Below are 24,860 nucleotides of genomic sequence, written 5' to 3' on the forward strand. Positions count from 1 at the left end.
TCATAGGACTTTCGGACACGGATATTAATTATCGCCGGTCCGGAATTTCCCGGCTCTCGATTTCCGCGTCCGCGACCCCGCCCGTGCTAGTGTTCCGACATCCGCAATCGCGGCCGAAAATACTTTCCCTTTATTCCACGAAGGAGAATTCATATGGCATCTGGCACCGTGAAGTGGTTCAACTCGGAAAAGGGCTTCGGCTTCATCGAGCAGGAAGGCGGCGGCGCCGACGTGTTCGCCCACTACTCGAACATCGCCGCGTCCGGCTTCCGCGAGCTTCAGGAAGGCCAGAAGGTCACCTTCGACGTCACGCAGGGCCAGAAGGGCCCGCAGGCCGAGAACATCGTTCCCGCCTGACACGCGGACACGCGCACGCTCGGACTCGCGCACGGGCCGGGGCCCGCACTTTTCGGTGCGGACCCCGGCCCGTTCGCACTGCCCTCCGCCCCGAATGCCGCTAGAGTGCCTGGGCATGTCGATTCCTGATGCGCTGCTCATCGACCTCGCCGCCATGGTCGAGTCGGAGCAAACCAATCAGATGTCCCTGACCGTCGTGGTCCACGGCGCCGTCATCACCGGCCGGCTCGCCCCCGAACGCGTCTGGCGCGAGCGCGTCGCGGAAGTCCTGCGGGATTCCGATCAACTGGGCCCGTTCTCCGAGATCTTCAGCGCCCCCGGTGAATCCGACCGCACCGGGTCGCCGCCGTCCCACCTCCACTTCCACGTGGCCCGCATCCTCCAGGGCACCCTGGGCATCCCCGAGACCGGCGGGATGTACCGGATCGCCATCGCGGACGTCGGCGTCTGGACCGTGGGGGACTTCCGCTACTCGGATCACTGACCTCCCCCCTCCCACCCTCGACGCCCACCGAACTTTCACATCGCGGAAACCATATTCCGCGATGTGACAAGTTACGATCGCCTCCCCCGTCACGATCAAGGACCCCAGGAGGCAGACCATGACCGAGAGCCGCGTCGCGCTCATCACCGGCTCCTCGTCCGGCATCGGCGCCGCCATCGCGCGCCGGCTGAGCTCCGAGGGCATCCGCGTCGTCGTGAACTCCGCCCGCAGCGAGAGCGCCGGACGGGCGCTGGCCGCCGAGCTGCCCGGGGCGGTCTACGTACAGGGCGACGTCGCCGACGCCGCGGACGCGCAGCGGATCGTGCGGAGCGCCGCCGACGCCCACGGCCGGCTGGACATCCTGGTCAACAACGCGGGCGTCACCCGCTTCATCCCGCTCGACGACCTGGAGGCCGCCGACGCCACCGCCTGGCGCGAGATCTTCGACGTCAACGTCATCGGCGCCTGGCAGATGATCACCGCGGCCGTCCCGCACCTGCGCAAGTCCGAGTCGGCCTCGATCGTCAACGTCTCCTCCGTCTCGGCCACCCGCGCGCTGGGCAGCTCGGTCCCGTACGCCGTCAGCAAGGCCGCGCTCAACCACATGACCCGCCTCCTCGCCTCGCAGCTCGGCCCCGCCGTCCGCGTCAACGCGGTGGCCCCCGGCCTCATCGACACCCCCTGGTACGAGGACGCCGAGCAGGTCTGGGAGAGCTCGCGCGACTGGATCACCGAGAACACCCCGCTGCGCCGCGTCGGCACCCCCGAGGACGTCGCGGAGGCCGCGCTCTACCTCGTCAACGCCGCGTACACCACGGGAGACGTCCTCACCGTGGACGGCGGCCGCCACGTCGTGTGAAGCCCGACCGTCCGACAGGCGGCCGAACCCCGGGCCGTCCCGCGGTGTGGACACGGCCTCGTGTCCACATCCTGGACGACTACCCTCGTTTCATGAACGCAGAAGCCGACGCCCTCTCAGCAGCACGAGACGCAGTCAAGGACGCCGACCGGAAGCACGTCTTCCATTCCTGGTCGGCGCAGGAACTCATCGACCCGCTCGCCGTGGCCGGGGCCGAGGGTTCCTACTTCTGGGACTACGACGGGAACCGCTACCTCGACTTCTCCAGCGCCCTCGTCTACACCAACATCGGCTACCAGCACCCCAAGGTCACCGCGGCCATCCAGGAGCAGGCGGCCAGGCTGTGCACCGTCGCGCCCGGCTTCGCCGTGGACGTGCGCTCCGAGGCGGCCCGGCTGATCGCCGAGCGCACCCCGGGCGAGCTCGATCAGATCTTCTTCACCAACGGCGGCGCCGAGGCAGTCGAGAACGCCGTCCGCATGGCCCGCCTGCACACCGGCCGGCCCAAGGTGATGTCCGCGTACCGCTCGTACCACGGCGCCACCTCCACCGCGATCAACCTGACCGGTGACGCCCGCCGCTTCGGCAACGACACGGCCACCGCCGGCGTCGTGCACTTCTGGGGCCCCTTCGCCTACCGCTCGCCCTTCTACGCGGCGAACGAGGCCGAGGAGTGCGAGCGCGCCCTGCGCCACCTCGAGGACACCATCGTCTTCGAAGGGCCGCAGTCCATCGCCGCGATCGTCCTGGAGACCGTCGCGGGCGCCCCCGGCGTGCTCGTCCACCCCGACGGCTACCTGGCCGGCGTGCGCTCCCTCTGCGACCGCTTCGGCATCCTGCTCGTCCTCGACGAGGTCATGGTCGGCTTCGGCCGCACCGGCACGTGGTTCGCCGCCGACCACTGGGGCGTCGTCCCCGACCTGCTGTGCTTCGCCAAGGGCGTCAACAGCGGTTACGTGCCCCTCGGCGGCGTCGCCATCTCGCCCGCCGTCGCCGCGACCTTCGCCACCCGCCCCTACCCGGGCGGTCTGACGTACTCCGGGCACGTCCTGGCCTGCGCGGCAGCCGTCGCCACCCTGGGCGTCATGGCCGAGGAGGGCATCGTCGAGCAGTCCGCCCGCACCGGCGCCGAGCTGCTCGGCCCCGGCCTGCGCGCGCTCGCCGAGCGGCACCCCTCGATCGGCGAGGTCCGCGGGCTCGGCACCTTCTGGGCGCTGGAGCTCGTACGGGATCCGGCCACGCGCGAGCCGCTCGTCCCGTACAACGCCGCCGGGGCGGACAACGCGCCCATGGCCGCCTTCGGGGCCGCCTGCAAGAAGGGCGGGCTCTGGCCGCTGATCGCGGGCAACCGCATCCACATCGCGCCGCCCTGCAACATTTCGGCCGAGGACGTCGCGAAGGGGCTGGAAATCCTCGACGAGGCCCTCTCCGTGGCCGATGCGCACATGGCCTGACCTGCGTAAATGTACGGTCGCCCAATCCGTGGGTGCCTGTCTTGGACGTTCCGCGCCATTACGAACAACGCGTGAACGTGCTGAAATCCGACACAGAGCACCTACGGACCGGGATGCACGTCAGTCCCGGGGCGGTCCTCCGGACCGAACGGCGGGGAGCGGGCCTACCGCTGGACGCCGGGCGTACGGGATCCAGTCAGCCGGACTCCGTGTACCCGAAGGAAGACAGCCATGAGCAAGCACGTCCTGGGCCAGAACCAGTACGGCAAGGCCGAGAACCGCATCGTCAAGGTGACCCGCAAGGGCAGCGACGGTTCCTGGGCCGAGATCCGCGACCTCAACGTCTCGGTGGCGCTGCGCGGTGAGTTCCGCGACGTGCACCTGACCGGCGACAACGCCAACTGCCTGCCGACCGACACCACCAAGAACACGGTGTACGCCTTCGGCAAGGAGCACGGCATCGAGTCGCCGGAGGCCTTCGGCATCCTGCTCGCCAAGCACTTCGTCTCCTCCCAGTCCCCGATCCGCGAGGCGCAGATCCGCATCGAGGAGTTCGCCTGGGACCGCATCCCGGTCCCGACCCGCAAGGAGCAGCACTCCTTCGTCCGCAAGGGCCAGGAAGTGCGCACCGCGCAGATCACCTACAGCGAGACCACCGGCCTGCAGGTCATCTCGGGTCTGAAGGACCTGACGGTGATGAACTCGACCAACTCCGAGTTCCACGGCTACATCAAGGACAAGTACACGACGCTGAAGGAAGCGTACGACCGCATCCTGGCGACCAAGGTCACCGCGCGCTGGGCCCACTCGGCGCTCGCCGCGGACGACACCGAGTACGACTGGGACCAGTCGTACAAGAAGGTCCGCCGCAACATGCTGGAAGCCTTCGCGGAGACCTACTCCTACTCGCTGCAGCAGACCCTGAACGCGATGGCCGAGCGCGTGCTCGACAACTGCCCCAAGGTCAACGAGGTCCGCCTCAACCTCCCCAACAAGCACCACTTCCTCGTCGACCTGGAGCCCTTCGGCCTCAAGAACGACAACGAGGTCTACTTCGCGGCCGACCGTCCGTACGGCCTGATCGAGGGCACCATCCACCGTGACGGCGTCCAGCCCGTGATCGCCACGTCCGACTGGATCACCGCGTAACGCACGGCACTCGGGCCCTCGGGCCCTCGGCCTCCCTTCAGTTCGGCCCGGACCGCGTCGCGGGGTCCGGGCCGTCCTGCTGCCCGAGCAGCAGGTTCCAGCGGCCCGCGCGGCCGGTGAGGGTGGTCACCGACTCCGGGCGTACGTCGAGCCGCCAGAAGGCCGCCGCGGGCAGCTCCAGCGCGTGCACCACGGCCGCCCGTACGACGGCCTGTTCCACGGTGAACCGGTGCGTGCCGGGGGGCAGGGCCGCCAACTCCGCCCCGACGCGGGCGATCAGCGCGGTCGTCGACTCCCCGCCGGGCGGCGCGTACCCGGGATCCGTCAACCAGGCGTGCACGCCGGCCGGATCCGCGGCGGCCACCTCGTCCAGGGTCCGTCCCGCCCACTCGCCGGCGTCCAGACCCCGCAGGCCCTCGTGCCCCTCGTGCCCCTGGCTTCCCGCGTTTCCCGTGTTTGGGAAACGTCCTTGGCGGGCAGCCGCGTCGAGCGGGAATCTCACGAGATGAACTCGTACCAATGGGGGGTTCATAAGGTGAGCGTAAGCGCGGTACGGTCTCGGACGACACAACTGCATGACGACGGTACGACGGAAGCATCGGTGAGAATCCGGCACGGTCGCGCCACTGTGAATCCTCCCCCGGGGGGAGGGAAGTCAGACCCGCCACCGTCGTCGCGAGCACCACTGACCGGGACGCGTGTTCCCTCTGGAGGTACCTGACATGGCCAACACCGCCGTGCCGACGACGGCTCCCGCCGTCGCCCCGATCTCGCTCTCCGCGCTCGCCCCCTGGGCCGCCTTCGTCGCCGTCCTCATGCTGGTCCTGCTCTACTTCGTCGGCATCGAGCAGGGCGCCACCGCCGTCTTCCAGGGCGAGAACATCCACGAGTGGCTGCACGACGGCCGCCACCTGCTCGGCTTCCCCTGCCACTGATCTCCTGCCGGATCATTCGCCTCCGCAAGGGGATCGCCACAGATGAACACCGTCTCACCCCGCATCCTCCTGGTCCGGGGCATGCTGGCCGGTGCCCTCGCGGGCCTGGCCGCGTTCCTCGTCGCCTATCTCCTCGGTGAGTCCAAGGTCGACGCGGCCATCGCCATCGAGGAGGCCGGCCACCTAGCGGCCGGTCACGACCACGGCGCCGAGGAGGCCCCGGTCAGCCGGGCCCTCCAGGCGACGGCCGGCCTCGGCACCGGCGTGATCCTCTACGGGGTCGCGCTCGGTGGCATCGCCGCGCTCGTCTTCTGCTTCGCCCTGGGGCGGATCGGCCGCTTCGGCCCGCGCTCCACGGCAGCGCTGGTCACCGCCGGTCTGTTCGTGACCGTCACCCTGGTCCCCTTCTTCAAGTACCCCGCCAACCCGCCGGCCGTCGGCGACCCCGACACCGCCGCCCGGCGAACCGCCCTGTACCTGATGATGATCGCCCTGAGCGCCCTGCTCGCGGCGGGCGCGCTGATCCTCGGCCGCCGGCTCGCGCCGAAGCTCGGCAACTGGAACGCCTCGGTCGTCGCCGGCCTGGGCTTCGTCCTGCTCGTCGGAATCTCGTACGCCGTCCTGCCCGGCATCAACGAGGTCCCGGCGGACTTCCCGGCCGCGCTGATCTGGGAGTTCCGCCTCGCGTCGCTGGCCATCCAGACCGCGCTGTGGACGACTTTCGGCCTCGCCTTCGGATTTCTAGCCGAACGCGCTCTTGTGCCGTCCGCCGCACCCAAGGAGGCTTTGCAGCCGACGAGTTGAGTCGAAGAGATCCCGAGGGGGCCGGTAGCACATGCCGTACGTGCCGTACGTGCCGACGACGGTCAGGGAATGGCGGGGATGGACGGGCGCCGGCCCGTTCTGGCTGAACTCGCTCCTGCTGCTCCTGGCCCCCTTCACCGCCGTCACCCTGTTCGGCCAGATCGGCCTGATCGCCTCCCTCGCCGCGCTGGGCGGGCTGGTGCGGCACCTGTGGTCCGGCGACTACGGCCATCCGGCGATACACCTCGCGGCGACGGCGATGGGGGCAGCGGCCGCGGTGACGGTGCTCAGGTAGCCGCGGCCCACGGGCAGCCGGAGGACCTCCCCGCATCTCACTCGTTCGGGTGCAGGTCCCCCATCCACGGCGGCCGGCCCGCGGACCGGCCGCCATCTGCGAAGACGCCCGGGTTCCGGGCGAGGACACCCGTGACGCACCGTCAGTCTCGGGTGTTTCACACGGTGCGGACGGGCAGAGGAGGTGTCCACTGCTCATATGAACCGGCCGTCCGCGCCGGACGGGAAGGATCGCCATGCCCCGCGCCAAGTGGGTCGTCGCCGCGCTGACGGTGACTCTGCTGTGTACCGGCATCGGGGTGTTGCAGAGTACCGAGGGCGCCGGGCCCTCCACCTCGACCGCGACCACCGACGACTCGCTGCCCTCCCGGGCACTGGGCCTGTCCGGCCACCGCCGTCTCGTCCGGCAGCTGGAACACGCCGGGGAACACACCCCCGGCAAGGGGGCCCGGTCGCCGAGGACCGCCCCCGGACCGCTGCGTGCGGTCCACGGTCCGCTCCGGGCCGCCCGGCCGCTGCGGCTGCGGATCCCGAGCCTGCGCGTCGACGTGCCCCTGACCGGTGCCAGGGGGGCGGCTTCCTGGGACTCGGGCAGCCCGGCGCCCGGCTCTGCCGGCACCGCCGCGGTCACCGGGGCAGCGCTCCGGCTCGACGAACTGCGGCCGGGCCGGACCGTCGAGATCCCGCGGGCGGACGGTCGTACGGCCGTGTTCACCGTCGTGCGGGTCTCCCCCGGCGAGGTCTCCCCCGGCGAGCTCTCCGCGAACGACGCCCAGGAGGGGCGCCCCCAACTGCGCCTGGTCGGCGGCGAGACCGCCGTTCTGGCCCGCCTCACGGGGCAGCGCCGCACCCGCTAGGGGGGTCTTCGTCCCCCGGTCGGGGGACGCTCGCGGCGCGGCCGGGTGCCGCGGCCGATGCCGGGGCACACCCCTCGCATGAGCGGGAGGCGATGCGCGCTTGCGGCACTGACCCGGGCCCTGACAGCGGTCTGCGTCGTGCTGCTGTGCGTGTTCGGCGCCGGTCCGGCCGCCGCGACGGCCGCCGAGTCACGGCCCGCCTCCACCGCGCCCGCGGAACCCACCGAGGGGCCGTCCGATCCGGGCTCCGAGCCCGAACTGCGCGCTGCCGTACGACCGGTCGAGCGCGCCGTCCCCGGCGTACGACTGAGGCCGCTCCCGGTGTTTCACGTGAAACACCCCGGGGCCGCCGGCGTGTGCGGGCCCATCGAAGCGGCGCCGTCCACGGGGACGGCGCGGAGTGTGGTCCTGCGCTGCTGACCGGGCCGAGCCCGAGAGCAGACGCACACCCCCCACTTCGCACACCGCACACCGTGAGGTTCCGTCATGCCCATCGACCCGTACGCCGCGCTGAACGCCATGCTCCGTGCCGAGGCCGCCCGTTTCGCCCCGCCGGCCCGACAGAACGAGCCGGCACGTCCCGCCCGCCCGGCGCAGCCGCTCCAGCCGGTTCAGCCCGCTCAGCCCGCTCAGCCGGTCGGCTCCGACCCTGAGCGGGAGCAGAACGGCACCGCCCCGGCGGACCCGGCCGCGTAAGGCCCCGCAGGAATGAGGGAGCGCCGGTTCCCGTGCCCTCGGCAACGGAGGGTGGTCACGTGAGGTTCGACCACGGCACGGGAACCGGCGCCACTGTTCAGTCCGACGTCTCAGTCCTCGTGGGTGTGGAAGCGGTAGAACGCCGCCGCGCCGACGCCTATGCCGGCGAAGAGGCCCACCACGACGGCCTTGAGGATCGACTGGTCGGTGAGGCTGTGCAGGTATCCCACGGCGATACCGCCGAAGGCGCCGTACGCCGCGGCGCGGACCTCCTGCATGATGTTCGGGCCCATTCGGCCGAGGCCGAACGCGATCCCGGCGAAGAGCACGCCGCACAGGATCCCGTAGAACACGTTGGCCACGGTGACCGGGCCCGCCTGCCGCTCGATCCAGGCGGCCCAGAGGCCGTAGACGATTCCGAGAAGCAAGGGCCCTGCGTAGGCGAGCACGCCCGGGTGGGTCATGTCCGCCATCTGCCGGTGCTGCCGATGGGCAGCGGGTGCAGCATGTGCCATGACGGGCTCCTCTCTGCTCCATCCAGGGCACACCCGGCACCTCGGACCGGCAAGTGGATCACCCGCGCGGGTCAGCCGCGCACGGCCACGGCGTCGATCTCGAAGAGCATGTCGGGCAGCGCGAGGGCGGCGACGCCGGTCAGGGTCCGGGCGGGCAGTTCGGTGCCCCGGCCGGCGTGCAGCTGCTCGAGGAGGAATTCCTCCACGAGCGAGGTGGCGGCGAGCGGGCGGCCCTTGGACGCAAGGGTGCCACGCCGTTCTCGGGCGTGAGGACGCCGCGCCACCCGCCCGCAGCAGCACCGCTCGCGCCCGGGCCCGCGCCCGCTTTCCCTGGTGACGTGCGCACCATCCTGTCGGCGGTCCTCATCGTGCTCATGACGCTGCTCGTGCCCGCGAGCGCCGTCGCGTACTGGGCCGACCGCGAGTTGGGCGACGCCGACCGGTACACCGCCGCGATGTCCCCGCTCGCCGAGGACCCCGCCGTGCGGAGCGTCGTCGTCACCCAGGCCGGCCGGGCCCTGTCCGGGCAGATCGACGCGGGTCCCTTCCAGAGCGGCGTGGACACCCTGCTCGGCGAGGCCCTGCGCTCCTTCGCCGGCACCCCGGCCTACCGGACCGCCTGGGACGCCGCGAACCGCGCCGCGCACGCCGCCTTCCTCGAAGCGCTCACCACCGGCCACGGGGACGCCGTCACCATCGACCTCGCCCCCGTGATCGCACAGGTCAAGGGAGAACTCGTCGACGACGGCGTGCCCTTCGCCGACCGGATCCCGGTGACCCACATCTCGGTGAAGGTCATGGAGTACGACAACCTCGGCGCCCTGCGGAAGGGATTCCACATGCTCCAGATCACGGGCATCTGGCTGCCCGTACTGACCCTCTTCCTGGCCGCCGCCGCCATCGCGGTCTCCATCCGGCGGCGCAGCGCGGTGATCGCCACGGGGTTGGGGCTCGCGATCGGCGCCGGTCTGCTGTGGGTCGCGGTGGACCTGTGCCGCAGGCTCACCCTGGACGACCTGCCCGCCGACATCGACCGGGCGGCCGCCGGCGCCGTGTACGACGCCCTCACCGCGTTCCTGCGGACGACCTCCTGGGTGGTGCTCGCGGTCGGCCTCGCCACCGCGCTGGCGGCCTGGCTGACGGGACGACGCCGCCGCACCCCATAAGCTCGGAAGGTACCCACGTACGTAGAACGACGTGTAAAACACCAGAAGAACCGATTCGCGAGCGGCGGCACGGAAACGGGAATGAGCACCGAACGCACCGAACACATAGCTTCGCGGCGAGCCCGGCACCACCCGCTGGCCCCGCCCGACTGGCTCCTCTCGGGACTGAAGCCGAGTTCGGCCCCGATCCCGTGGGCCGCCGTCGTACGGGCCGCGATCGCGCTGGCCGTCCCGCTCGCGGTCGGTTTCGCACTGGACGAGCCCGAGTACGGCGCGCTCGTCTCCATGGGCGCCCTGTCCGGAGTCATCAGCGACACCGCCGACGCCTACCGGATGCGGATCCTGAACATCGCCGTACCGCAGTTCTTCGGCGCCGTCGGCATCGCGCTGGGCACCCTGGTCTTCGGGCAGGGCTGGGTGGCGGTCGGCGCCCTCACCTTCGTCGCCCTGGTCTCCGGGATGATCTCGTCGATCGGCACGGTCGCCTCCGCGTCCGGGCTGCTGCTCCTGCTGAACGCCGTCGTCGGCGCCGGCCTGCCGATGCCCCGACCCTGGTGGATCGCCCCGCTGCTGCTGAGCGCGGGCGGACTGTTCGTCCTCCTCCTGACCCTGCTGGGCTGGCCGCTGCGCGGGCGGCAGCCGGAGCGGGCCGCCGTGGCCGCGACCTACCGGGCCCTGGCCGACGCCCTGGAGGCGGCCGGTGGGCCGGGCGCCGCCTTCGACGAGCGCAGGCGGCAGGTCACCCAGTCCCTGAACCAGGCCTACGACCTCGTGCTCGGCCGACGGACCCGGGTGCACGGCCGCAGCCCCTCGCTGGTGCGGATGCTGGCCCAGCTCAACGTGGTGATCCCGCTGGTGGAGGCCGTGCCGGCCGCGCACCAGCGCCGCCGGCCGGTACCGCCCGCGATCCCGGCGGCGGTCCGGGACCTGGCCACGGCCGTCGAGGAGGGCCGCACCGGAACCCCGGTGCTGGACCTGCCCGAACCCCACACCCCGGCCGAGCGGGCCGTGGACGCGGCGCTGCGGCACGCGGCGGCCATCGTGTACCTGGCCGAGCCCGACATCCACAACGTCGACGACCGCCTCGGCCGCCCCGCCGCCCTGCGACTGAGGGCGCGGCGGGCGGTGCGCGGCATGGTGCTGTCCGGCGCCTCCTGGCGGTACGGCCTGCGCCTCGCCCTGTGCATCGGTCTCGCCCAGTCGTTCGTCTCCCTCATCGAGGTGGAGCGGTCCTACTGGGTCGCGCTGACGGTCACCTTCGTCCTCAAGCCCGACTTCGGTTCGGTGTTCTCGCGGGCCGTGCTGCGCGCGCTGGGCACCGCCGGGGGGCTGGTGATCGCGGCCGCCGTGCTGTCGGAAGTACCGCGCGGCTGGTGGGACGTGCCGGTGATGATGCTCCTGGCCGCCCTCATCCCCGCCTTCTCCGCCAAGGGGTACGCCTTTCAGACCGCGGCGATCACCCCGGTCATCCTGCTCCTCTCGGACCTGCTCAACCACCAGGGCTTCGACCTGATCCGGCCGCGGCTGGTGGACAGCCTGATCGGCTGCGCCATCACCCTGGTCTTCGGCTACCTGCTGTGGCCCGAGAGCTGGCACACCCGGATCGGCGACCGGCTGGCGCGGACCGTGGACGATGCCGCCGGGTACGTGGAGCGGGCGTTCGCGCCGGTCGCGGACGACGCCGAGCTGCGGGCGGTCCGGCAGGCCCGTCTCCAGGCGCGGCGGCGGATCTACCGGGACCTGTCGGGGGTGCGGAGCGAGTTCCAGCGGGCCCTGACCGAGCCCCCGCCGACGGGTGCCCGTGCCACGGCGTGGTGGCCGCTGGTGGTGGCCGTCGAACGGATCGTGGACGCGACCACGGCGGCGCGGGTGCGGGTCAACCACGGAGCGGTGCCGCCTGCGGCGGGCGAGGTCGAGTGGATCACGCGGCAGCTGCGCGAGCTGGCGGAGAACGTCCGCTCGACCACGACCCCGTTCCATGTGGACGTCCCCCTGGACCCGGACGAATCCAGCGTCCTGGCCCCGGTCCGCCAGGAGGTCGTGGCCGCCCGAGCCATCACCCGCCAGGACCCCTGACCCGGCCTCGTACGCCCCCTACCCGCCCTTCCACCGTTCCCTGGGGCTCCGCCCCGCAACCCGCGCCTCACACGCCGGCGAGGCCGGATCTGCCGTGCCGGGTAGCCCGAACAGACGTGGGGCCGGGCCGGAGGGCGGCCGGCGGGGGAGCATCGAGGCATGCGCAGCCCCCGCATCCTGGCCACCGCCGCCCTCCTGGCGGCCACGGCGGGCTGCGCCGACGCCGAGGGCCTCCAGAGCTCCGGCGACCTCGGCACCGTGCACGCACCGCAGAGCCTGTGGAAGGAGTACCGCCCCGACCGGCCCGACCCCGCCCAACAGCCCGGCACCGCCGCGGTCGTCCCGGGGATACCCAAGGTGGCGGGGACCGGCGAGAAGGGGATGCGCGGCGTGGACCCCTTGGCCGTCGTACGGGCCGACATGAAGGCCTCCGTCACCCAGGACGGCGGCACCGGCCGCCTCGTCGACCCCCGCGCCCTCCAGCGGCTCGCGCTCTGCACACAGGCTGTGGACGACGACTGCCCCCTCCGACCGGCCGTGCTGCACGACCTGACCGGCGACGGCCGCGATGAGCTGATCACCGCACTGGACCTCGACGGCCGCCTCAGCGAGCTCCGCGTCTACACCCTCCGGGACGACGGCCGCATCGCCCGGATCCTGTCCCGCCGCGCGGTCCTGGAGGGCGTGGAGGTGGCCGCCGAGCACCTCGCCGTGCGTGAGCCGACCTCGAACCCCGCCTACGTCGCCGTCTCCGACTACGTGTGGGACCCCGCATCCGGGACCATGAACCTGTCCCAGCTCACCCTCGACGACTGCCCCGGCGGAGATGGGGCACGATGCGCGCCATGAGCAGTCTGCGCTGGCGGATCGCCCTGACCACCACGATGGTGTGCTGCATGGTCGCCGCCGCGCTCGGCATCCTCGTGCACAACGTGGTCGCCCGGCAGATCGTCGGCGAGGTCCGTAAGGAGGCGGACCGGGACCTCGACCACGCCCTCGGCCACTACGAGTACGGGACCGCGCACGGCGACGTGAACTCCCTCCTCGACCCGGCCGACCTGCCCGGACCCCTGCGCGCGCTCGTCGCGCGCGGTGACACCGGGAGCATGGTCGGCTCGTACAAGGAGAAGCCCGTGATGTGGGCCGCCGGACCCGCCGACGACAAGGCCCTCGCGGTGTGGATCCCGTTCGAGAACACCCGAAAGCGGCTGCGGGACATCGACACCGCGATCCTGGCCTCCGCCGTGGTCGCGGCCGGGGTGGTGGCACTGGCCGGGCTGTTCCTCGCCAATCGGATCAGCCGACGGCTCACGGCCACGGCCGCGGTGGCCCGCCGGATCAGCGCCGGCGACCTCGACGCACGCGTGGACTTCCCCGCGGACAGCGACGATCCCCTGCAGACCGGCTCACGCGACGAGGTACGGGACGTGGCCCATGCGCTGGACTCGATGGCCGGCTCGCTCCAGGAACGGCTGGAGGCGGAGAAGCGGTTCACGGCGGACGTCGCGCACGAACTGCGCACCCCGCTCACCGGCTCGCTGGCCGCGGCGGCACTGCTGCCGGAAGGCCGCCCCAAGGAGATGATCAACGACCGTCTCAGGGCCATGCACCTGCTGACCGAGGACCTGCTGGAGATCTCCCGGCTCGACTCCGGAGTCGAACGGGCCGACCTGAGCCGGATGGAACTCGGCCGGGCGGTGGAACGGGCCGTCGCCGGGACCGGGCTGCCCGCCGCGGTGCGGGTGGTCCGTGACACGGAGGTGCTGACCGACCGGCGGCGCCTGGACCGGATCCTGGCGAACCTGTTGGCCAACGCCCACAAACACGGACGGCCGCCGGTGGAGGTGACGGTGGACGGGCCCGTCGTGGTGCTCCGCGACCACGGGCCCGGCTACCCCGCCGAACTGATCGAGCACGGCCCACAGCGCTTCCGCACCGGGGACCCGGGCCGCGGGCGGGGCCACGGCCTCGGCCTGACGATCGCGGCCGGGCAGGCGGCGGTGCTGGAGATCGAGCTGAGCTTCGCCAACGCCCCGGACGGAGGCGCGATCACGACGCTCAGACTTCCCGTGGGCCGCCTGCCCGGAGGGAGTTGAGGGAGTTGAGGGGTGTTTCACGTGAAACATCCACACGGGAAGGGATGTTTCACGTGAAACGGTCAACTGTCGGACTTCAACGCACCGGTCAGAGACCGATGTTCTTGCCGTCCTTGCGCCAGACCGACACGACCGCCGGGCGGACGATCTTGCCCGGACCGTCGGGCCACACCGACTGCGGCTTCTCGACGGACGCACCGTCGATCTCGCCCGGGTGCTGGACGGCGACGAGGACGCGCTTGTCCTGGACCAGCGGACCGCAGGTCTCGGCGCCGCGCGGGACCGTCAGGAACTGCTTCAGCTCACCGCGGCGCTCACCGGCGGTGGCGACGCCGAACAGGCCGTCGTGGGAGCCGAGCTGGTTGCCGTCCGTGGAGATCCACAGGTTGCCGTGCGGGTCGAAGGTCACGTTGTCCGGGCAGGAGATCGGGCTGACCTTGTCCTTCGGGAAGCCCGCGAAGTAGGTGGCCGGGTCGGTCGGGTCACCGGCGACCAGGAAGAGGCGCCAGGCGAAGCCCTCGCCGGCCGGGTCGTCGAAGAACTCGGCGAGCTCCAGGATCTGGCCGTGCTTGTTCTGGTTGCGCGGGTTCGCCTCGTCCGCACCGGGCTGACCGGCCTTGCCGCGGTTGCTGTTGTTGGTCAGCACCACGTAGACGCGGCCGGTGCGCGGCGACGGCTCGATGTCCTCGGGACGGTCCATCTTGGTGGCGCCCACCTTGTCGCCGGCCTGGCGCGTGAAGGTGTACACCTCCTCGGCGGTCATGCCCTCGACGTGCGAGACGGCGCCGGTCGCGGTCGCGGTCGCGAGCTTGATCCACACGCCCGTGCCGTCGAACTCGCCGTCGTTGGGGAGCTTGCCGGAGCCGTCGATCTGCTCGGCCGGCGAGTCACCGGTGAGCTTGGCGACGTAGAGGGTGCCCTCGTCGAGGAGCGTCAGGTTGTGCTCCTTCGCCGCGCGGCTGTTCCCCTTCTTCATCTGCTTGCTCGACACGAACTTGTAGAAGTAGTCGAAGCGCTCGTCGTCGCCCATGTAGACGACCGGGCGGCCGTCCTCGGTCAGGCGGGGCTGCGCGCCCTCGTGCTTGAAGCGGCCCAGCGCGGTGCGCTTGCGCGGGACGGAGTTCGGGTCGTACGGGTCGAGCTCGACGACCCAGCCGAAGCGGTTGACCTCGTTGGGCTCCTGCGCGACGTCGAAGCGCTTGTCGAACCGCTCCCACTTGCGCTCGGTCTCGCCGGTCGTCACGCCGTAGCGCTTCAGGCGGGCGGCCTGGACGGGCTCGGTGACCTTGCCGGCGTTGGCGAAGTACTGGTTGATGTTCTCCTCGCCGTGGAGGGTGGTGCCCCACGGGGTGGTGCCGCCGGAGCAGTTGTTCAGCGTGCCGAGGACCTTGGTGCCGGTCGGGTCGGCGGAGGTCTTGAGGAGGGCGCTGCCCGCGGCCGGGCCGGTCAGCTTGAACACGCTGGTGGCGGTGAGGCGACGGTTGAGCTCGTGGCGGCTGACGGAGGTCAGCTTGCCGCTACGGTGGTCCTCCTGGACCACGACGACACCGAGGCCGTGGGCGGCCCAGGCGATCTCGACCTGCTCGCGGGTCGGGTTGGCCGGGTCGTAGCCCTTGAACATGAGGTTCTCGTCGGTGTACTCGTGGTTGGCCACGAGCAGCTGCTGGCGGGCGTACTTGTCGCCGAGCGGGAGAAGGCTCAGGAAGTCGTTGTTGTAGCCGAACTGACCGGCCTGGGCGGCGGCGGTCTGCTTGTCGGCGTTGAAGCCCGGGGCACCCTTGACGATCGGGTCGCCCCAGCGGATGACCACGTTCTGGTCGTGGCCCTCGGGGATGGTGACCTGGTCGGCGGTGTTCGGCGCGACGGGCGTGAAGCGCAGGCCGCGGGCGGCCTCGCCGGCACCGGTTCCGGCGGCGCCCGCGGCACCGGCCTCACCGGTCGGGGTGGCGTTGGCGCTCTGGCCGGGGCCGGTGAGGGCGATGGCCGTACCGCCGGCGGTGGCGACGGTCACGACGGCGGCCGTGCGCAGCATGGAGCGGCGGGAGTAGGCCTTGGCGATGACATCGCCGACGTACTCGTTGTCGCTGGTGTTGGGCACCTCGTGGAAGCATGCGTCGCCGCAGCGGTAGCGGCAGGTGAGGGCGGAACGGCCGCCCCCATGCGGGTTGCCGAGGAGCGGGAGAAGCTTGCGCACGAGTGTCCTCCGAGTAGCTGCTTGGGCGCCGACAACGTGTCGGAACAATCCAGCGGCGACGCTAGGCGCGGGTTGCGCCGAAGCGGCGGCGGAGGGATGAACGATGGGTGAACCCGGCACGTCGGAGCGGCAGTTCGGCGGAGGGCCGGGTGGGGTGGTAAAGGCGCACGCCACGAAAGGTGCCCCTCCCGAAGATCGCGCTCGGCGGCCGATAACCTTACGTGTCCACTCTGGGCAGGGATCATCCGCGCAGCACGGACAAATGACGCACGCACTCCCGCGAAAGGCCTGGCCATGGGTATTCGGAGCTTGTTGCGCAAGGTGTTCGGACGGTCTGCGGAACCGGTTCCGGAGACTTCGGACGCCCCTTCGGCGGCTGTCCCGAACCAGGCGGAACGTAACCCGCTCGACGCGGCAGCCGAATTGGTTGCGGCGTCCTTCGACAACCCGTCCGTTCCGCCGCAGTCCGCCCCGCGGGACCGGGAGGCGGGCGCCCTTCTGACGGCCCCCGCACCGACGACGGACCCGACGGTCCCGGAAGCCCGCCGCGGCTCGCCTGCGGCGAAGCCCACCCCGTCCACCCCCGCCGAGCCGGCCGCCGCCGAGGCCGATGCCCCGGCGGAGCCGGTCACCCCCGCTGCGGAGCAGAACGACACCGACGCTCCGCAGGCGGAGGACCAGGCCGAGGTTCCGGCAGAGCCGGTGACGGCCGAGGCCGAGGTTGCGGCGGAGCCGGTCGCGGCTGCTGCGGAGCAGCCCGACACCGACGTGGCCGCCGAGGCCGAGGCGGCTGCCGCCGAAGCCACCGCGCCGGAGGCGCAGGACGAGGCCCCGGTGGAGCCGGTGACGGCCGAGGCCGAGGTTGCGGCGGAGCCGCCGGCCCCGGCTGCCGAGCAGAGCGACACTGACGCGCCGCAGGCGCAGGAAACGGCCGAAGCCGACCCGGCTGAGCCGGTCGCCCCCGCTGCGGAGCAGAGCGAGACCGACGAGCCGCAGGCGGAGGACCAGGCCGAGGTTCCGGCAGAGCCGGCCACCGCGCCGGAGGCGCAGGACGACACCCCGGCGGAGCCGGTGACCGCCGAAGCCGAGGTCCCGGCGGAGCCCGCGGCGGCCGAGGCCGAGGTTGCGGCGCAGCCCGCGACGGCTGCTGTCGAGCAGACCGACACCGACGCGCCGCAGGCGCAGGACGACACCCCGGCGGAGCCGGTGGCGGCCGAAGCCGAGGCCCCGGCGGAGCCGGCTGACGCCGAAGCCGAGCCCGTGGCCGCCGTGCCGCAGGCGCAGGAGACGGCCGAGGCCGAGGCGCCGGCGGAGCCCGTGGCTGCTGCCGAGGCGCCGGAGGCGGAGACGTCGGCCGACACCCCCGCCGAGCCGGTCGCCGCCGCTGCGGAGCCGGTCGAGGAGGCCGAGGAGACCTCGCCGGAGGCGGAGCCGGAGGCCGCGGCGGCGCACGGGCTGGCCGATGTGAAGCGGGTCGCTCCCGGCGTCGTCGCGGCGTACAAGGCCGCCGGACAGGTGCTCCGCACCAAGGGCAAGGCCGGGGCGCGGGCCAAGGTGTACCTCGTGCTGGACCGCTCCGGCTCCATGCGCGGGTTCTACAAGGACGGCAGTGCCCAGCACCTCGCCGACCACGCCCTCGCACTCGCCGCGCACCTCGACGAGGCGGCGACCGTGCACACGGTCTTCTTCTCCACCGAGGTGGACGGCACGGCCGACCTCGCCCTCGACACCCACGACGCGTCCTGGGTCGAGGCCCGCCACGCCGAGCTCGGCCGGATGGGCCGCACCAGCTACCACGTGGCCGTGGAGGCCGTCGTCGAGCGCTACCAGAAGGACGGCGGCGAGGGCCCGGCCCTGGTCGTGTTCCAGACGGACGGCGCGCCCGACAACGTCCGCCCCGCCCGCCAGGCGATCACGGACGCCGCCACCGCCGCCCCCGGCATCCACTGGCAGTTCGTCGCCTTCGGCGAGCACGACTCCAAGGCCTTCGACTTCCTGCGCAAGCTGGACGCCGAGAACGCCGGCTTCTTCCACGCCGGCCCGGCCCCCACGGAGCTGACCTCGGCCGCCCTGGTCAAGGGCGTGCTGGAGCGCTTCTGACCCCAGGAGACACGCGGAAGGGCCCGGGGTCGTCGACCCCGGGCCCTTCCGTCCGTTCAAGCGGTACCGCTAGCGCGCGGCGTCCGGGTGCACGGCCTCGGCGACCGGCTTCGCGTCGGCCGCCTTCGTCTCGACCGGCTTGCGCAGCGCGATGTTCAGCTCGCGCAGACGGGCCTCCTCCAGCACCGTCGGCGCGCCCATCATCAGGTCCTGCGCGTTGCCGTTCAGCGGGAAGGCGATGGTCTCGCGGATGTTCGGCTCGTCGGCCAGCAGCATCACGATGCGGTCCACGCCCGGGGCGATGCCACCGTGCGGCGGGGCGCCCAGGCGGAACGCGCGCAGCATGCCCGCGAATTCGCGCTCGACGGTCTCGGCCTCGTAACCGGCGATCTCGAAGGCCTTCAGCATGACCTCGGGCTCGTGGTTGCGGATGGCACCCGACGACAGCTCGATGCCGTTGCAGACGATGTCGTACTGCCACGCCAGGATGTCGAGCGGGTCCTTCTCCTCCAGGTCCTTCATGCCGCCCTGCGGCATGGAGAAGGGGTTGTGGGAGAAGTCGATCCGGCCCGTCTCCTCGTCCTTCTCGTACATCGGGAAGTCGACGATCCAGCAGAAGCGGAAGACGTTCTCCTCGAACTGGCCCGCACGCTTGGCCGCCTCGACGCGGACGCCGGACATGATCTTGGAGACCTCGTCGAACTCGCCCGCGCCGAAGAACACGGCGTGACCGGCGGCCAGGCCCAGGCGCTCGGTGAGGACCTTGACGTTCTCCTCGGTGAGGAACTTCGCGATCGGGCCGGTGAGGGCGCCGTCCTCGCCGACGCGGACCCAGGCCAGGCCCTTCGCGCCGAGGGAGACCGCGTAGTCGCCGAGGCCGTCGAAGAACTTGCGCGGCTGCGCGGCGGTGTCCGGGACGGGCAGGGCGCGCACGTGCTTGCCGGCGAACGCCTTGAACTCCGAGCCCTCGAAGACGTCGGTGATGTCGACGAGCTCCAGCTTGGCGCGCAGGTCGGGCTTGTCGTTGCCGTACTTCAGCATCGACTCGCGGAACGGGATCCGCGGGAAGGGGGAGGTGACCGCGCGGCCGTTGCCGAACTCGGTGAAGAGCTCGGTCATCAGGCGCTCGATCGGCTGGAAGACGTCCTCCTGCTCGACGAACGACATCTCGACGTCGAGCTGGTAGAACTCGCCCGGCGAACGGTCGGCGCGGGCGTCCTCGTCGCGGAAGCAGGGCGCGATCTGGAAGTACCGGTCGAAGCCGGAGATCATCAGCAGCTGCTTGAACTGCTGCGGGGCCTGCGGCAGGGCGTAGAACTTGCCCGGGTTCAGGCGGGACGGGACGACGAAGTCACGGGCGCCCTCGGGGGAGGTCGCGGTGAGGATCGGGGTCGCCATCTCGTTGAAGCCGAGGGCCACCATCTTCGAGCGGATCGAGGCGATGACCGCCGAGCGCAGCATGATGTTGCGGTGCATGCGCTCGCGACGCAGGTCGAGGAAGCGGTACTCCAGGCGCCGCTCCTCGTTCACACCGTCGTCGGTGTTGATGGTGAAGGGCAGCGGGGCGGCCGCGCCGAGCACCTCGACCTCGGCGGCCTCGATCTCGATCTCGCCGGTCGGCAGGTCGGGGTTGATGTTCTCGGTGCCGCGGGAGACGACCTTGCCGTCGACCCGGACCACGGTCTCCTTGGAGAGCTTGTCCAAGACCGCGGCGGCGGCGGTGCCGGGACGGGCGACGAGCTGCGTGATGCCGTAGTGGTCGCGCAGATCGATGAAGAGGATGCCGCCCAGGTCTCGACGATTGTGCAGCCAGCCGCTCAGCCGGACGTCGGTGCCGACGTCAGAGGCTCGGAGCTCGCCGCACGTGTGGGACCTGTACCGATGCATCAGTCATCCAGTTCTTCGCGATACCAGGGTGGATTCAACCCTCCCAAGGTTACCGTCCGGGAAGCGGCCGGGTCGGGCACGCCCGGTGGACCCGGAGAACAGGCACGTCAGTCGTACGACCTGTAAAGATGACCGGGTGCGCACCGAGGACGTCCTGGCCGCCATCGCAACGGGCCTCTGGCGATGGGACAACGCCTCCGGGACGGTCTCCCTGGACAGCGAGGCCGCCCGGCTCCTCGGCCTGCCCGCGGAGCCGACGGAGCTCGCGGAGGTCGCCGTGCGCTCCCGCTTCCATCCGGTGGACTGGAACGAGATCAACGGCATCGTCAACCTGGCCGTCGCCGAGGGCACACTCGCCGAGGCCCGGCTGCGGATCATGGACGAGGACGGCCGGGTGCTGCGCACCGTACGCAGCCGCTCCAAGCCCCTGGAGAACCGGACGGCCGACGGCCGCGTCGACTACGAGCTGATCGGCACCATCCAGGAGATCGCCGAGCCGCAGCCCGGCACCACCGCCGCGCACACGCCGATCACCGGCGACTGGCGGCGCTCCCGCGAGGCGTTCCTGCTGGACGCGGGACGGGCTCTGGCCGAGGCCCGGTCGACGGCGGAGGTGCTGCGGGTCGCCGCCTCGCTCTCCATGCCGGGCTTCAGCCCGGACGGGCTGGCCGTCTTCGGCGTGGCCGGGGACCGGCTGTCGGTCATCGGCCACCACGGGCACGGCCCCGGCGACGAGGGCCCCTTCTCCGACATGCGGCTCGACACCGCCTACCCGGCCGCGGACGTCGTCCGTACGGGACGGGCGATCTACCTCCCCAACCCCGAGGACTACAAGCGGCGCTTCCCGGCCACCTGGCCGCTCGCCCAACGCTTCGGCCGGACCTCCTGGGCGTTCCTGCCGCTCATCGTGGCGGGGCGCACCATGGGTGCCTGGATGGCCGCCTTCAAGCACCCGGTGTCCTTCTCCCCCGACGAGCGCTCCGTCCTGACGACGGTGGCCCGGATGCTGGCCCAGGCGCTCCAGCGCGCCGGAGTGGCCGAATCCGAGCGGGAGCTCACCACCGGTCTGCAGCGCTCGATGATGCCCCAGCTCGGCCCGGAGATCCCGGGCATGCGGATCGCCGCCCGCTACGTCCCGACGGGCGGCGGGCTCCAGGTCGGCGGCGACTGGTACGACATGATCCCGCTGCCGTCCGGGCGGTTCGCCCTGGTCATCGGTGACGTCCAGGGCCACGACGTACGGGCGGCCGGGCTGATGGGCCAGCTGCGGATCGCCGTGCGCGCGTACGCCTCGGAGGGCCACCGGCCCGACGCGGTGCTCTCGCGCGCCTCCCGTTTCCTCGCCGGGCTGTGCTCCTCGCAGGAGGCCGACTCGGACGAGGACCTCGACCTGCAGAGCCCGCGCTTCGCGACCTGCCTGTACGCGGAGTGCGACCCCCGGACCGGGGTGCTGGAGGTGGCCCGGGCCGGCCATCCCGATCCGGCGATCCGGATGGCCGACGGCACCGTCCTGATGCGGCCCACCGCCGGCGGGCTCCCGCTCGGGATCGTGCCCGACACGGACTACCCCACGACCCGCTTCACCCTGGAGCCCGGCGAGACGATGATGCTCTGCACCGACGGGCTCATCGAGACCGGCGGACACGACCTCGACACCGGTTGGGCCCGGCTGCGCGCGATCCTGGAGTCCGAGACCCCCGCGCCCGGGGACCCCGAGTCCGAGCACCTCGACGGCGGCCCGGTCGACGGCGGTCACCTCGAAAAGCTCGCCGACCTGCTGGTCCAGGCCGTGCACGGGCCCTCCTCGCACCACACCACGGGCCCGCTGGCCGACCGCCGCGAGGACGACATAGCCGTCGTGCTGCTGGGCCGCGAGGGCGAGGGCCTCGGCCGCGGGACCCCGCTGCCGCACCCGTCCCGCCCGGCCCGCCGCACCATGCTGACCGTGGCCCAGGCCGAGCCGGAGCGGATCGCGGGCGCCCGGCAGCAGATCCGGGAGCTGCTGCACGACTGGGCCGACGAGGAGCAGCTGGACTCGGCGGTGCTGATGGTCTCCGAGATGGTCACGAACGTGCTCGTGCACACCGACGGCGACGCGCTGCTGGTCGCGGAGGCCGTCGGCGAGCTGGGCGAACGCCGGCTGCGCGTGGAGGTCGCGGACACCAGCGACGAACTCCCCCACAAACGGCACCCGGGCGAGATGGCCTCCAGCGGGCGCGGGGTGCTGCTGATGGAGATGCTCGCCGACAGCTGGGGCGTGGACCCGCGCGGCGAAGGCAAGACGATCTGGTTCGAGCTGTACGAACAGTCGAAGCGGCCGGACGCCGGCTGAGGACGGCGGGACGAGCCATTCACCCGAAATGATCATCCGAAGTGCTTGGATGACGAGGTGCCGAACTCCCTGCTCCCCGAGCCCGTGCGGCGCCTCGCCGCCTGGTGCGCCGTCGTCCTGCTCGTCGCGACCGTACTGGCCGTCGTCGTATGGCTGTGCACCGTCTTCCGTACGGTCGTCACGCCCGTCCTGCTCGCCGTGCTCGGCACGGCCCTGCTCGGGCCGCTGCACCGGCGACTGGTCCGCGCGGGGGTCAACCGCACCCTCGCCTCGGCCCTCACCTGCCTGGCCGTGACCGCCGTCGTCGGAGGGGCCTCGTACGTCGTCGTCCTCGCGATCGTCAGGACGGGCGACCAGATCGTCGACGCCCTGCGGCGGGCCGGCCAGAGCCTCGCGGAGCACTTCGGGGCGGTGGGCACCTCGCTGGAGGACCTCGCGAAGAACTCGCAGGACCTGCTGGCGAAGTTCGGCGGCACGGCGGCCTCGGGCGTGGTCACCGGGATCAGCGTGGTCGGCACGATGATCGCGACGGCCCTGCTGTCCCTCGTACTGATCTTCTTCTTCCTCCGCGACTCCCACCGCGCCGTGGGCACCCTGCGCTCGCTCGTCCCGCGCCGCTCGGGCGACCTCATGGAGGCGATGGGCCGGCGCGCGTTCGGGGCCGTCGAGGGGTTCATGCGGGGGACCACCCTCGTGGCCCTGGTCGACGGCGTGCTGATCGGCGCGGGGCTGCTGGTACTCGACGTGCCGGGTGCGGTGGGGCTGGCCGCGCTGGTCTTCGTGACCGCCTACATCCCCTACCTCGGCGCCTTCCTCTCGGGCGCCGTCGCGGTCCTCGTCGCCCTCGCCGACCGGGGCTGGGTCATCGGCCTGTGGGTGCTCGCGCTGGTGCTGCTGGTCCAGATGGTCGAGGGGTACGTCCTCCAGCCGCTGGTGCAGAGCCGTACGGTGCAGATGCACCCGGCGGTGGTCATGCTGGCCATCACGGCCGGGGCGAGCGCGGCCGGGGTCCTGGGCATGCTGCTGGCGGTACCGCTGACGGCGGCGGCCTTCGGGGTGGCCTCGGAACTGCGGGCCCGGTACGGCGAGGCCCTTGCTAGGCCGGCGGGTCCGGGTAGTAGCTGAGGACCACCAGGATCGCGGTGCACTCCGCGAGGAGCTGGGCGCCCAGCGCCCACCGGCGGACCTCCGGGCGGGACGCGGCGAGCGCGACGAGGAAGGCCGTGCCCGCGGCGCCGACGCCCACAGGGAACAGCCACCAGGGCAACCCCCGGGTGCACTCCACTCCGTAGGTCACGCAACCCGACACCCGCACGGACGACAGGAGCAGGACGACCGCCCCCACCAGGGCCACGGGGAAGAGCGCCGCGGACACACCGGCCCAGAGGCGGGTGCGGTCCTCGGCTCCCGCGGGAGCCGGGCTCGGGGTGATCGCGGAGGGGGAAGGGGTGTCGTCCATGCCCCGATCCAACGCGGATCCCGTGCCCGGCACAGGCGCCCGGCTACTCACCCGCCGGGCGCGCTCGTACTCAGTTCTCCTCGGCCTCGCCCGTACCGCGGTGGCCGAGGCCCGTGCGCGCGGTGGTGGGGATGCGGCCCAGGCGGCCGGCCTGGAAGTCGTCGAAGGCCTGCTGGAGCTCGTGCTTGTTGTTCATCACGAACGGCCCGTAGTGCGCCATCGGCTCCCGGATCGGGCGCCCGCCGAGGAGGACGACCTCCAGGGCCGGGGCGTTGGAGTCCTGCGACGCGTCCGCCCGCACCGTGATCGAGCCGCCCTCGCCGAAGACGGCCGTCTGCCCGGTGTGGATCGGGCGGCGGTCCTCGCCGACCGAGCCGCGCCCGGCCAGGACGTAGGCGAGGCCGTTGAAGTCCTCGCGCCACGGGAGGGTGATCTGCGCGCCCGGGCTGACGGTCGCGTGGATCATCGTGATCGGGGTGTGCGTGATGCCCGGGCCCTGGTGGCCGTCGAGCTCGCCGGCGATCACGCGGAGCAGGGAGCCGCCGTCGGGGGTCGTCAGCAGCTGGACCTGGCCGCCGCCGATGTCCTGGTAGCGCGGGGGCATCATCTTGTCGGAGGCCGGGAGGTTGACCCACAGCTGGAGGCCGTGGAACAGCCCGCCGGACACGACGAGGGACTCCGGCGGGGCCTCGATGTGCAGCAGGCCCGAACCGGCGGTCATCCACTGGGTGTCACCGCCGTTGATGACTCCGCCGCCGCCGTTGCTGTCCTGGTGGACGAAGGTTCCGTCGATCAGGTACGTGACGGTCTCGAAGCCGCGGTGCGGGTGCCAGGGGGTGCCCTTGGGCTCGCCCGGCGCGTACTCCACCTCGCCCATCTGGTCCATCATGATGAACGGGTCGAGGTACTGGTAGTTGATCCCGGCGAACGCACGGCGCACCGGGAAACCCTCGCCCTCGAACCCACCGGGAGCATCGACGACGGCCAGCACCTTGCGCGCGACGGCGGCCTGCGGCTCGGCCACTCGCGGAAGGGTCAACGGGTTCTCAACAGTCACTGCGGGCATGGTCAGGACCTCCTTCTGCGTCGAGTTTAGTTGAAACTCGAACTTCCTGCCACCGGACAGAACGGAAAGGGCCCCGGGGA

The 24,860-nt window shown here is 71.9% G+C and carries 24 protein-coding genes and 1 pseudogene; 18 read left to right on the plus strand and 7 right to left on the minus strand.

Annotated features, from left to right (window positions below; all coding sequences use genetic code 11):
• Positions 1-153 precede the first annotated feature (153 nt).
• The 5 genes from ACFYZL_RS15030 (at position 154) to pucL (ending at position 4,303) form a co-directional block, all read left to right on the plus strand.
• Positions 154-357, plus strand: coding sequence for a cold-shock protein (locus ACFYZL_RS15030; RefSeq protein ID WP_376659720.1), 204 nt, complete (start codon positions 154-156; stop codon positions 355-357).
• A 115-nt stretch (positions 358-472) separates the two neighbouring features.
• Positions 473-841: a hypothetical protein gene (locus ACFYZL_RS15035; RefSeq protein ID WP_384752456.1), complete on the plus strand. Its 369-nt coding sequence runs from the start codon at positions 473-475 to the stop codon at positions 839-841.
• Positions 842-959: 118 nt separating this feature from the next.
• Positions 960-1,700 (plus strand): SDR family NAD(P)-dependent oxidoreductase, encoded by a 741-nt coding sequence (locus ACFYZL_RS15040; RefSeq protein ID WP_384752453.1) that lies wholly within the window; start codon positions 960-962, stop codon positions 1,698-1,700.
• Between the two features lie 92 nt (positions 1,701-1,792).
• Positions 1,793-3,154 (plus strand): aspartate aminotransferase family protein, encoded by a 1,362-nt coding sequence (locus ACFYZL_RS15045; protein WP_384752451.1) that lies wholly within the window; start codon positions 1,793-1,795, stop codon positions 3,152-3,154.
• 231 nt (positions 3,155-3,385) lie between these two features.
• Positions 3,386-4,303: a factor-independent urate hydroxylase gene (pucL, locus tag ACFYZL_RS15050; protein ID WP_376660728.1), complete on the plus strand. Its 918-nt coding sequence runs from the start codon at positions 3,386-3,388 to the stop codon at positions 4,301-4,303.
• Positions 4,304-4,340: 37 nt separating this feature from the next.
• Here pucL and ACFYZL_RS15055 read toward each other — a convergent pair whose 3' ends face one another.
• Positions 4,341-4,805 carry a histidine phosphatase family protein gene (locus ACFYZL_RS15055; protein ID WP_388679192.1) on the minus strand — a complete coding sequence of 155 codons (465 nt, stop codon included), beginning with the start codon at positions 4,803-4,805 and terminating at the stop codon, positions 4,341-4,343.
• A gap of 220 nt (positions 4,806-5,025) precedes the next feature.
• Here ACFYZL_RS15055 and ACFYZL_RS15060 point away from each other — a divergent pair, with 220 nt between their 5' ends.
• The 6 genes from ACFYZL_RS15060 to ACFYZL_RS15085 all read left to right on the plus strand — a co-directional run bounded on the left by ACFYZL_RS15060 (position 5,026) and on the right by ACFYZL_RS15085 (position 7,889).
• The gene (locus tag ACFYZL_RS15060) at positions 5,026-5,238 is read left to right on the plus strand and encodes a CbtB-domain containing protein (RefSeq protein WP_384580282.1); all 213 of its coding nucleotides are present in this window, start codon (positions 5,026-5,028) and stop codon (positions 5,236-5,238) included.
• A gap of 42 nt (positions 5,239-5,280) precedes the next feature.
• Positions 5,281-6,042 (plus strand): CbtA family protein, encoded by a 762-nt coding sequence (locus ACFYZL_RS15065; RefSeq protein WP_384729418.1) that lies wholly within the window; start codon positions 5,281-5,283, stop codon positions 6,040-6,042.
• 31 nt (positions 6,043-6,073) lie between these two features.
• On the plus strand, positions 6,074-6,337 hold the full coding sequence (locus tag ACFYZL_RS15070; protein ID WP_384752443.1) for a hypothetical protein: 264 nt from the start codon (positions 6,074-6,076) through the stop codon (positions 6,335-6,337).
• 235 nt (positions 6,338-6,572) lie between these two features.
• Positions 6,573-7,193: a hypothetical protein gene (locus ACFYZL_RS15075; RefSeq protein ID WP_384752440.1), complete on the plus strand. Its 621-nt coding sequence runs from the start codon at positions 6,573-6,575 to the stop codon at positions 7,191-7,193.
• A gap of 78 nt (positions 7,194-7,271) precedes the next feature.
• Positions 7,272-7,613 (plus strand): hypothetical protein, encoded by a 342-nt coding sequence (locus ACFYZL_RS15080; RefSeq protein WP_384752438.1) that lies wholly within the window; start codon positions 7,272-7,274, stop codon positions 7,611-7,613.
• A gap of 66 nt (positions 7,614-7,679) precedes the next feature.
• Positions 7,680-7,889, plus strand: a complete 210-nt coding sequence (locus tag ACFYZL_RS15085; RefSeq protein WP_388679198.1) for a hypothetical protein — start codon at positions 7,680-7,682, stop codon at positions 7,887-7,889.
• Between the two features lie 110 nt (positions 7,890-7,999).
• Here the strand turns inward: ACFYZL_RS15085 and ACFYZL_RS15090 are convergent, their stop codons facing one another.
• The gene (locus ACFYZL_RS15090) at positions 8,000-8,404 is read right to left on the minus strand and encodes a hypothetical protein (RefSeq protein WP_384752432.1); all 405 of its coding nucleotides are present in this window, start codon (positions 8,402-8,404) and stop codon (positions 8,000-8,002) included.
• Between the two features lie 71 nt (positions 8,405-8,475).
• A pseudogene (locus ACFYZL_RS15095) lies at positions 8,476-8,604 on the minus strand (RidA family protein); the annotation flags it as partial.
• Between the two features lie 138 nt (positions 8,605-8,742).
• Between ACFYZL_RS15095 and ACFYZL_RS15100 the strand changes: the two are divergent.
• The 4 genes from ACFYZL_RS15100 to ACFYZL_RS15115 all read left to right on the plus strand — a co-directional run bounded on the left by ACFYZL_RS15100 (position 8,743) and on the right by ACFYZL_RS15115 (position 13,742).
• Positions 8,743-9,570 carry a hypothetical protein gene (locus ACFYZL_RS15100; RefSeq protein ID WP_388679201.1) on the plus strand — a complete coding sequence of 276 codons (828 nt, stop codon included), beginning with the start codon at positions 8,743-8,745 and terminating at the stop codon, positions 9,568-9,570.
• Between the two features lie 81 nt (positions 9,571-9,651).
• Complete coding sequence (locus tag ACFYZL_RS15105) at positions 9,652-11,646, plus strand: FUSC family protein (RefSeq protein WP_384752426.1); 1,995 nt, start codon at positions 9,652-9,654, stop codon at positions 11,644-11,646.
• Between the two features lie 159 nt (positions 11,647-11,805).
• The gene (locus ACFYZL_RS15110; protein ID WP_384752423.1) at positions 11,806-12,495 is read left to right on the plus strand and encodes a hypothetical protein; all 690 of its coding nucleotides are present in this window, start codon (positions 11,806-11,808) and stop codon (positions 12,493-12,495) included.
• Positions 12,492-13,742: a sensor histidine kinase gene (locus ACFYZL_RS15115; protein ID WP_384752420.1), complete on the plus strand. Its 1,251-nt coding sequence runs from the start codon at positions 12,492-12,494 to the stop codon at positions 13,740-13,742. The genes ACFYZL_RS15110 and ACFYZL_RS15115 overlap by 4 nt, the downstream gene beginning before the upstream one ends.
• 88 nt (positions 13,743-13,830) lie before the next feature.
• On the opposite strand, the gene ACFYZL_RS15120 is transcribed toward ACFYZL_RS15115, so the two are convergent.
• Positions 13,831-15,936 carry a PhoX family protein gene (locus tag ACFYZL_RS15120; RefSeq protein ID WP_384752417.1) on the minus strand — a complete coding sequence of 702 codons (2,106 nt, stop codon included), beginning with the start codon at positions 15,934-15,936 and terminating at the stop codon, positions 13,831-13,833.
• Between the two features lie 423 nt (positions 15,937-16,359).
• On the opposite strand from ACFYZL_RS15120, the gene ACFYZL_RS15125 reads away from it, so the two are divergent.
• Positions 16,360-18,036 (plus strand): VWA domain-containing protein, encoded by a 1,677-nt coding sequence (locus ACFYZL_RS15125; protein WP_388679206.1) that lies wholly within the window; start codon positions 16,360-16,362, stop codon positions 18,034-18,036.
• Positions 18,037-18,105: 69 nt separating this feature from the next.
• Here the strand turns inward: ACFYZL_RS15125 and aspS are convergent, their stop codons facing one another.
• Complete coding sequence (gene aspS / locus ACFYZL_RS15130) at positions 18,106-19,923, minus strand: aspartate--tRNA ligase (RefSeq protein ID WP_384755712.1); 1,818 nt, start codon at positions 19,921-19,923, stop codon at positions 18,106-18,108.
• A 136-nt stretch (positions 19,924-20,059) separates the two neighbouring features.
• Between aspS and ACFYZL_RS15135 the strand changes: the two genes are divergently transcribed.
• Positions 20,060-22,255: a SpoIIE family protein phosphatase gene (locus ACFYZL_RS15135; RefSeq protein ID WP_384755715.1), complete on the plus strand. Its 2,196-nt coding sequence runs from the start codon at positions 20,060-20,062 to the stop codon at positions 22,253-22,255.
• A gap of 45 nt (positions 22,256-22,300) precedes the next feature.
• Positions 22,301-23,380, plus strand: a complete 1,080-nt coding sequence (locus ACFYZL_RS15140) for an AI-2E family transporter (protein WP_388679210.1) — start codon at positions 22,301-22,303, stop codon at positions 23,378-23,380.
• Here ACFYZL_RS15140 and ACFYZL_RS15145 read toward each other — a convergent pair.
• Both ACFYZL_RS15145 and ACFYZL_RS15150 read right to left on the minus strand, forming a co-directional pair.
• On the minus strand, positions 23,352-23,714 hold the full coding sequence (locus ACFYZL_RS15145) for a hypothetical protein (protein WP_388679213.1): 363 nt from the start codon (positions 23,712-23,714) through the stop codon (positions 23,352-23,354). The two genes, ACFYZL_RS15140 and ACFYZL_RS15145, sit on opposite strands and share 29 nt — an antisense overlap.
• 70 nt (positions 23,715-23,784) lie before the next feature.
• Entirely contained in the window at positions 23,785-24,780 is a 996-nt protein-coding gene (locus ACFYZL_RS15150; RefSeq protein ID WP_384755721.1) for a pirin family protein, read from the minus strand.
• Positions 24,781-24,860: the final 80 nt, after the last annotated feature.

The sequence above is a fragment of the Streptomyces sp. NPDC001717 genome, assembly GCF_042892775.1.
GTDB lineage: Bacteria > Actinomycetota > Actinomycetes > Streptomycetales > Streptomycetaceae > Streptomyces.

Coding starts and splice junctions, on each gene's coding strand:
- ACFYZL_RS15065 (WP_384729418.1), top strand. CDS start 5,281: ATGAACACCGTCTCACCCCGCATCCTCCTGGTCCGGGGCATGCTGGCC.
- ACFYZL_RS15060 (WP_384580282.1), top strand. CDS start 5,026: ATGGCCAACACCGCCGTGCCGACGACGGCTCCCGCCGTCGCCCCGATC.
- ACFYZL_RS15085 (WP_388679198.1), top strand. CDS start 7,680: ATGCCCATCGACCCGTACGCCGCGCTGAACGCCATGCTCCGTGCCGAG.
- ACFYZL_RS15075 (WP_384752440.1), top strand. CDS start 6,573: ATGCCCCGCGCCAAGTGGGTCGTCGCCGCGCTGACGGTGACTCTGCTG.
- ACFYZL_RS15110 (WP_384752423.1), top strand. CDS start 11,806: ATGCGCAGCCCCCGCATCCTGGCCACCGCCGCCCTCCTGGCGGCCACG.
- pucL (WP_376660728.1), top strand. CDS start 3,386: ATGAGCAAGCACGTCCTGGGCCAGAACCAGTACGGCAAGGCCGAGAAC.
- ACFYZL_RS15030 (WP_376659720.1), top strand. CDS start 154: ATGGCATCTGGCACCGTGAAGTGGTTCAACTCGGAAAAGGGCTTCGGC.
- ACFYZL_RS15045 (WP_384752451.1), top strand. CDS start 1,793: ATGAACGCAGAAGCCGACGCCCTCTCAGCAGCACGAGACGCAGTCAAG.
- ACFYZL_RS15035 (WP_384752456.1), top strand. CDS start 473: ATGTCGATTCCTGATGCGCTGCTCATCGACCTCGCCGCCATGGTCGAG.
- ACFYZL_RS15115 (WP_384752420.1), top strand. CDS start 12,492: ATGAGCAGTCTGCGCTGGCGGATCGCCCTGACCACCACGATGGTGTGC.
- ACFYZL_RS15105 (WP_384752426.1), top strand. CDS start 9,652: ATGAGCACCGAACGCACCGAACACATAGCTTCGCGGCGAGCCCGGCAC.
- aspS (WP_384755712.1), bottom strand. CDS start 19,923: ATGCATCGGTACAGGTCCCACACGTGCGGCGAGCTCCGAGCCTCTGAC.
- ACFYZL_RS15040 (WP_384752453.1), top strand. CDS start 960: ATGACCGAGAGCCGCGTCGCGCTCATCACCGGCTCCTCGTCCGGCATC.
- ACFYZL_RS15090 (WP_384752432.1), bottom strand. CDS start 8,404: ATGGCACATGCTGCACCCGCTGCCCATCGGCAGCACCGGCAGATGGCG.
- ACFYZL_RS15080 (WP_384752438.1), top strand. CDS start 7,272: ATGAGCGGGAGGCGATGCGCGCTTGCGGCACTGACCCGGGCCCTGACA.
- ACFYZL_RS15145 (WP_388679213.1), bottom strand. CDS start 23,714: ATGGACGACACCCCTTCCCCCTCCGCGATCACCCCGAGCCCGGCTCCC.
- ACFYZL_RS15150 (WP_384755721.1), bottom strand. CDS start 24,780: ATGCCCGCAGTGACTGTTGAGAACCCGTTGACCCTTCCGCGAGTGGCC.
- ACFYZL_RS15070 (WP_384752443.1), top strand. CDS start 6,074: ATGCCGTACGTGCCGTACGTGCCGACGACGGTCAGGGAATGGCGGGGA.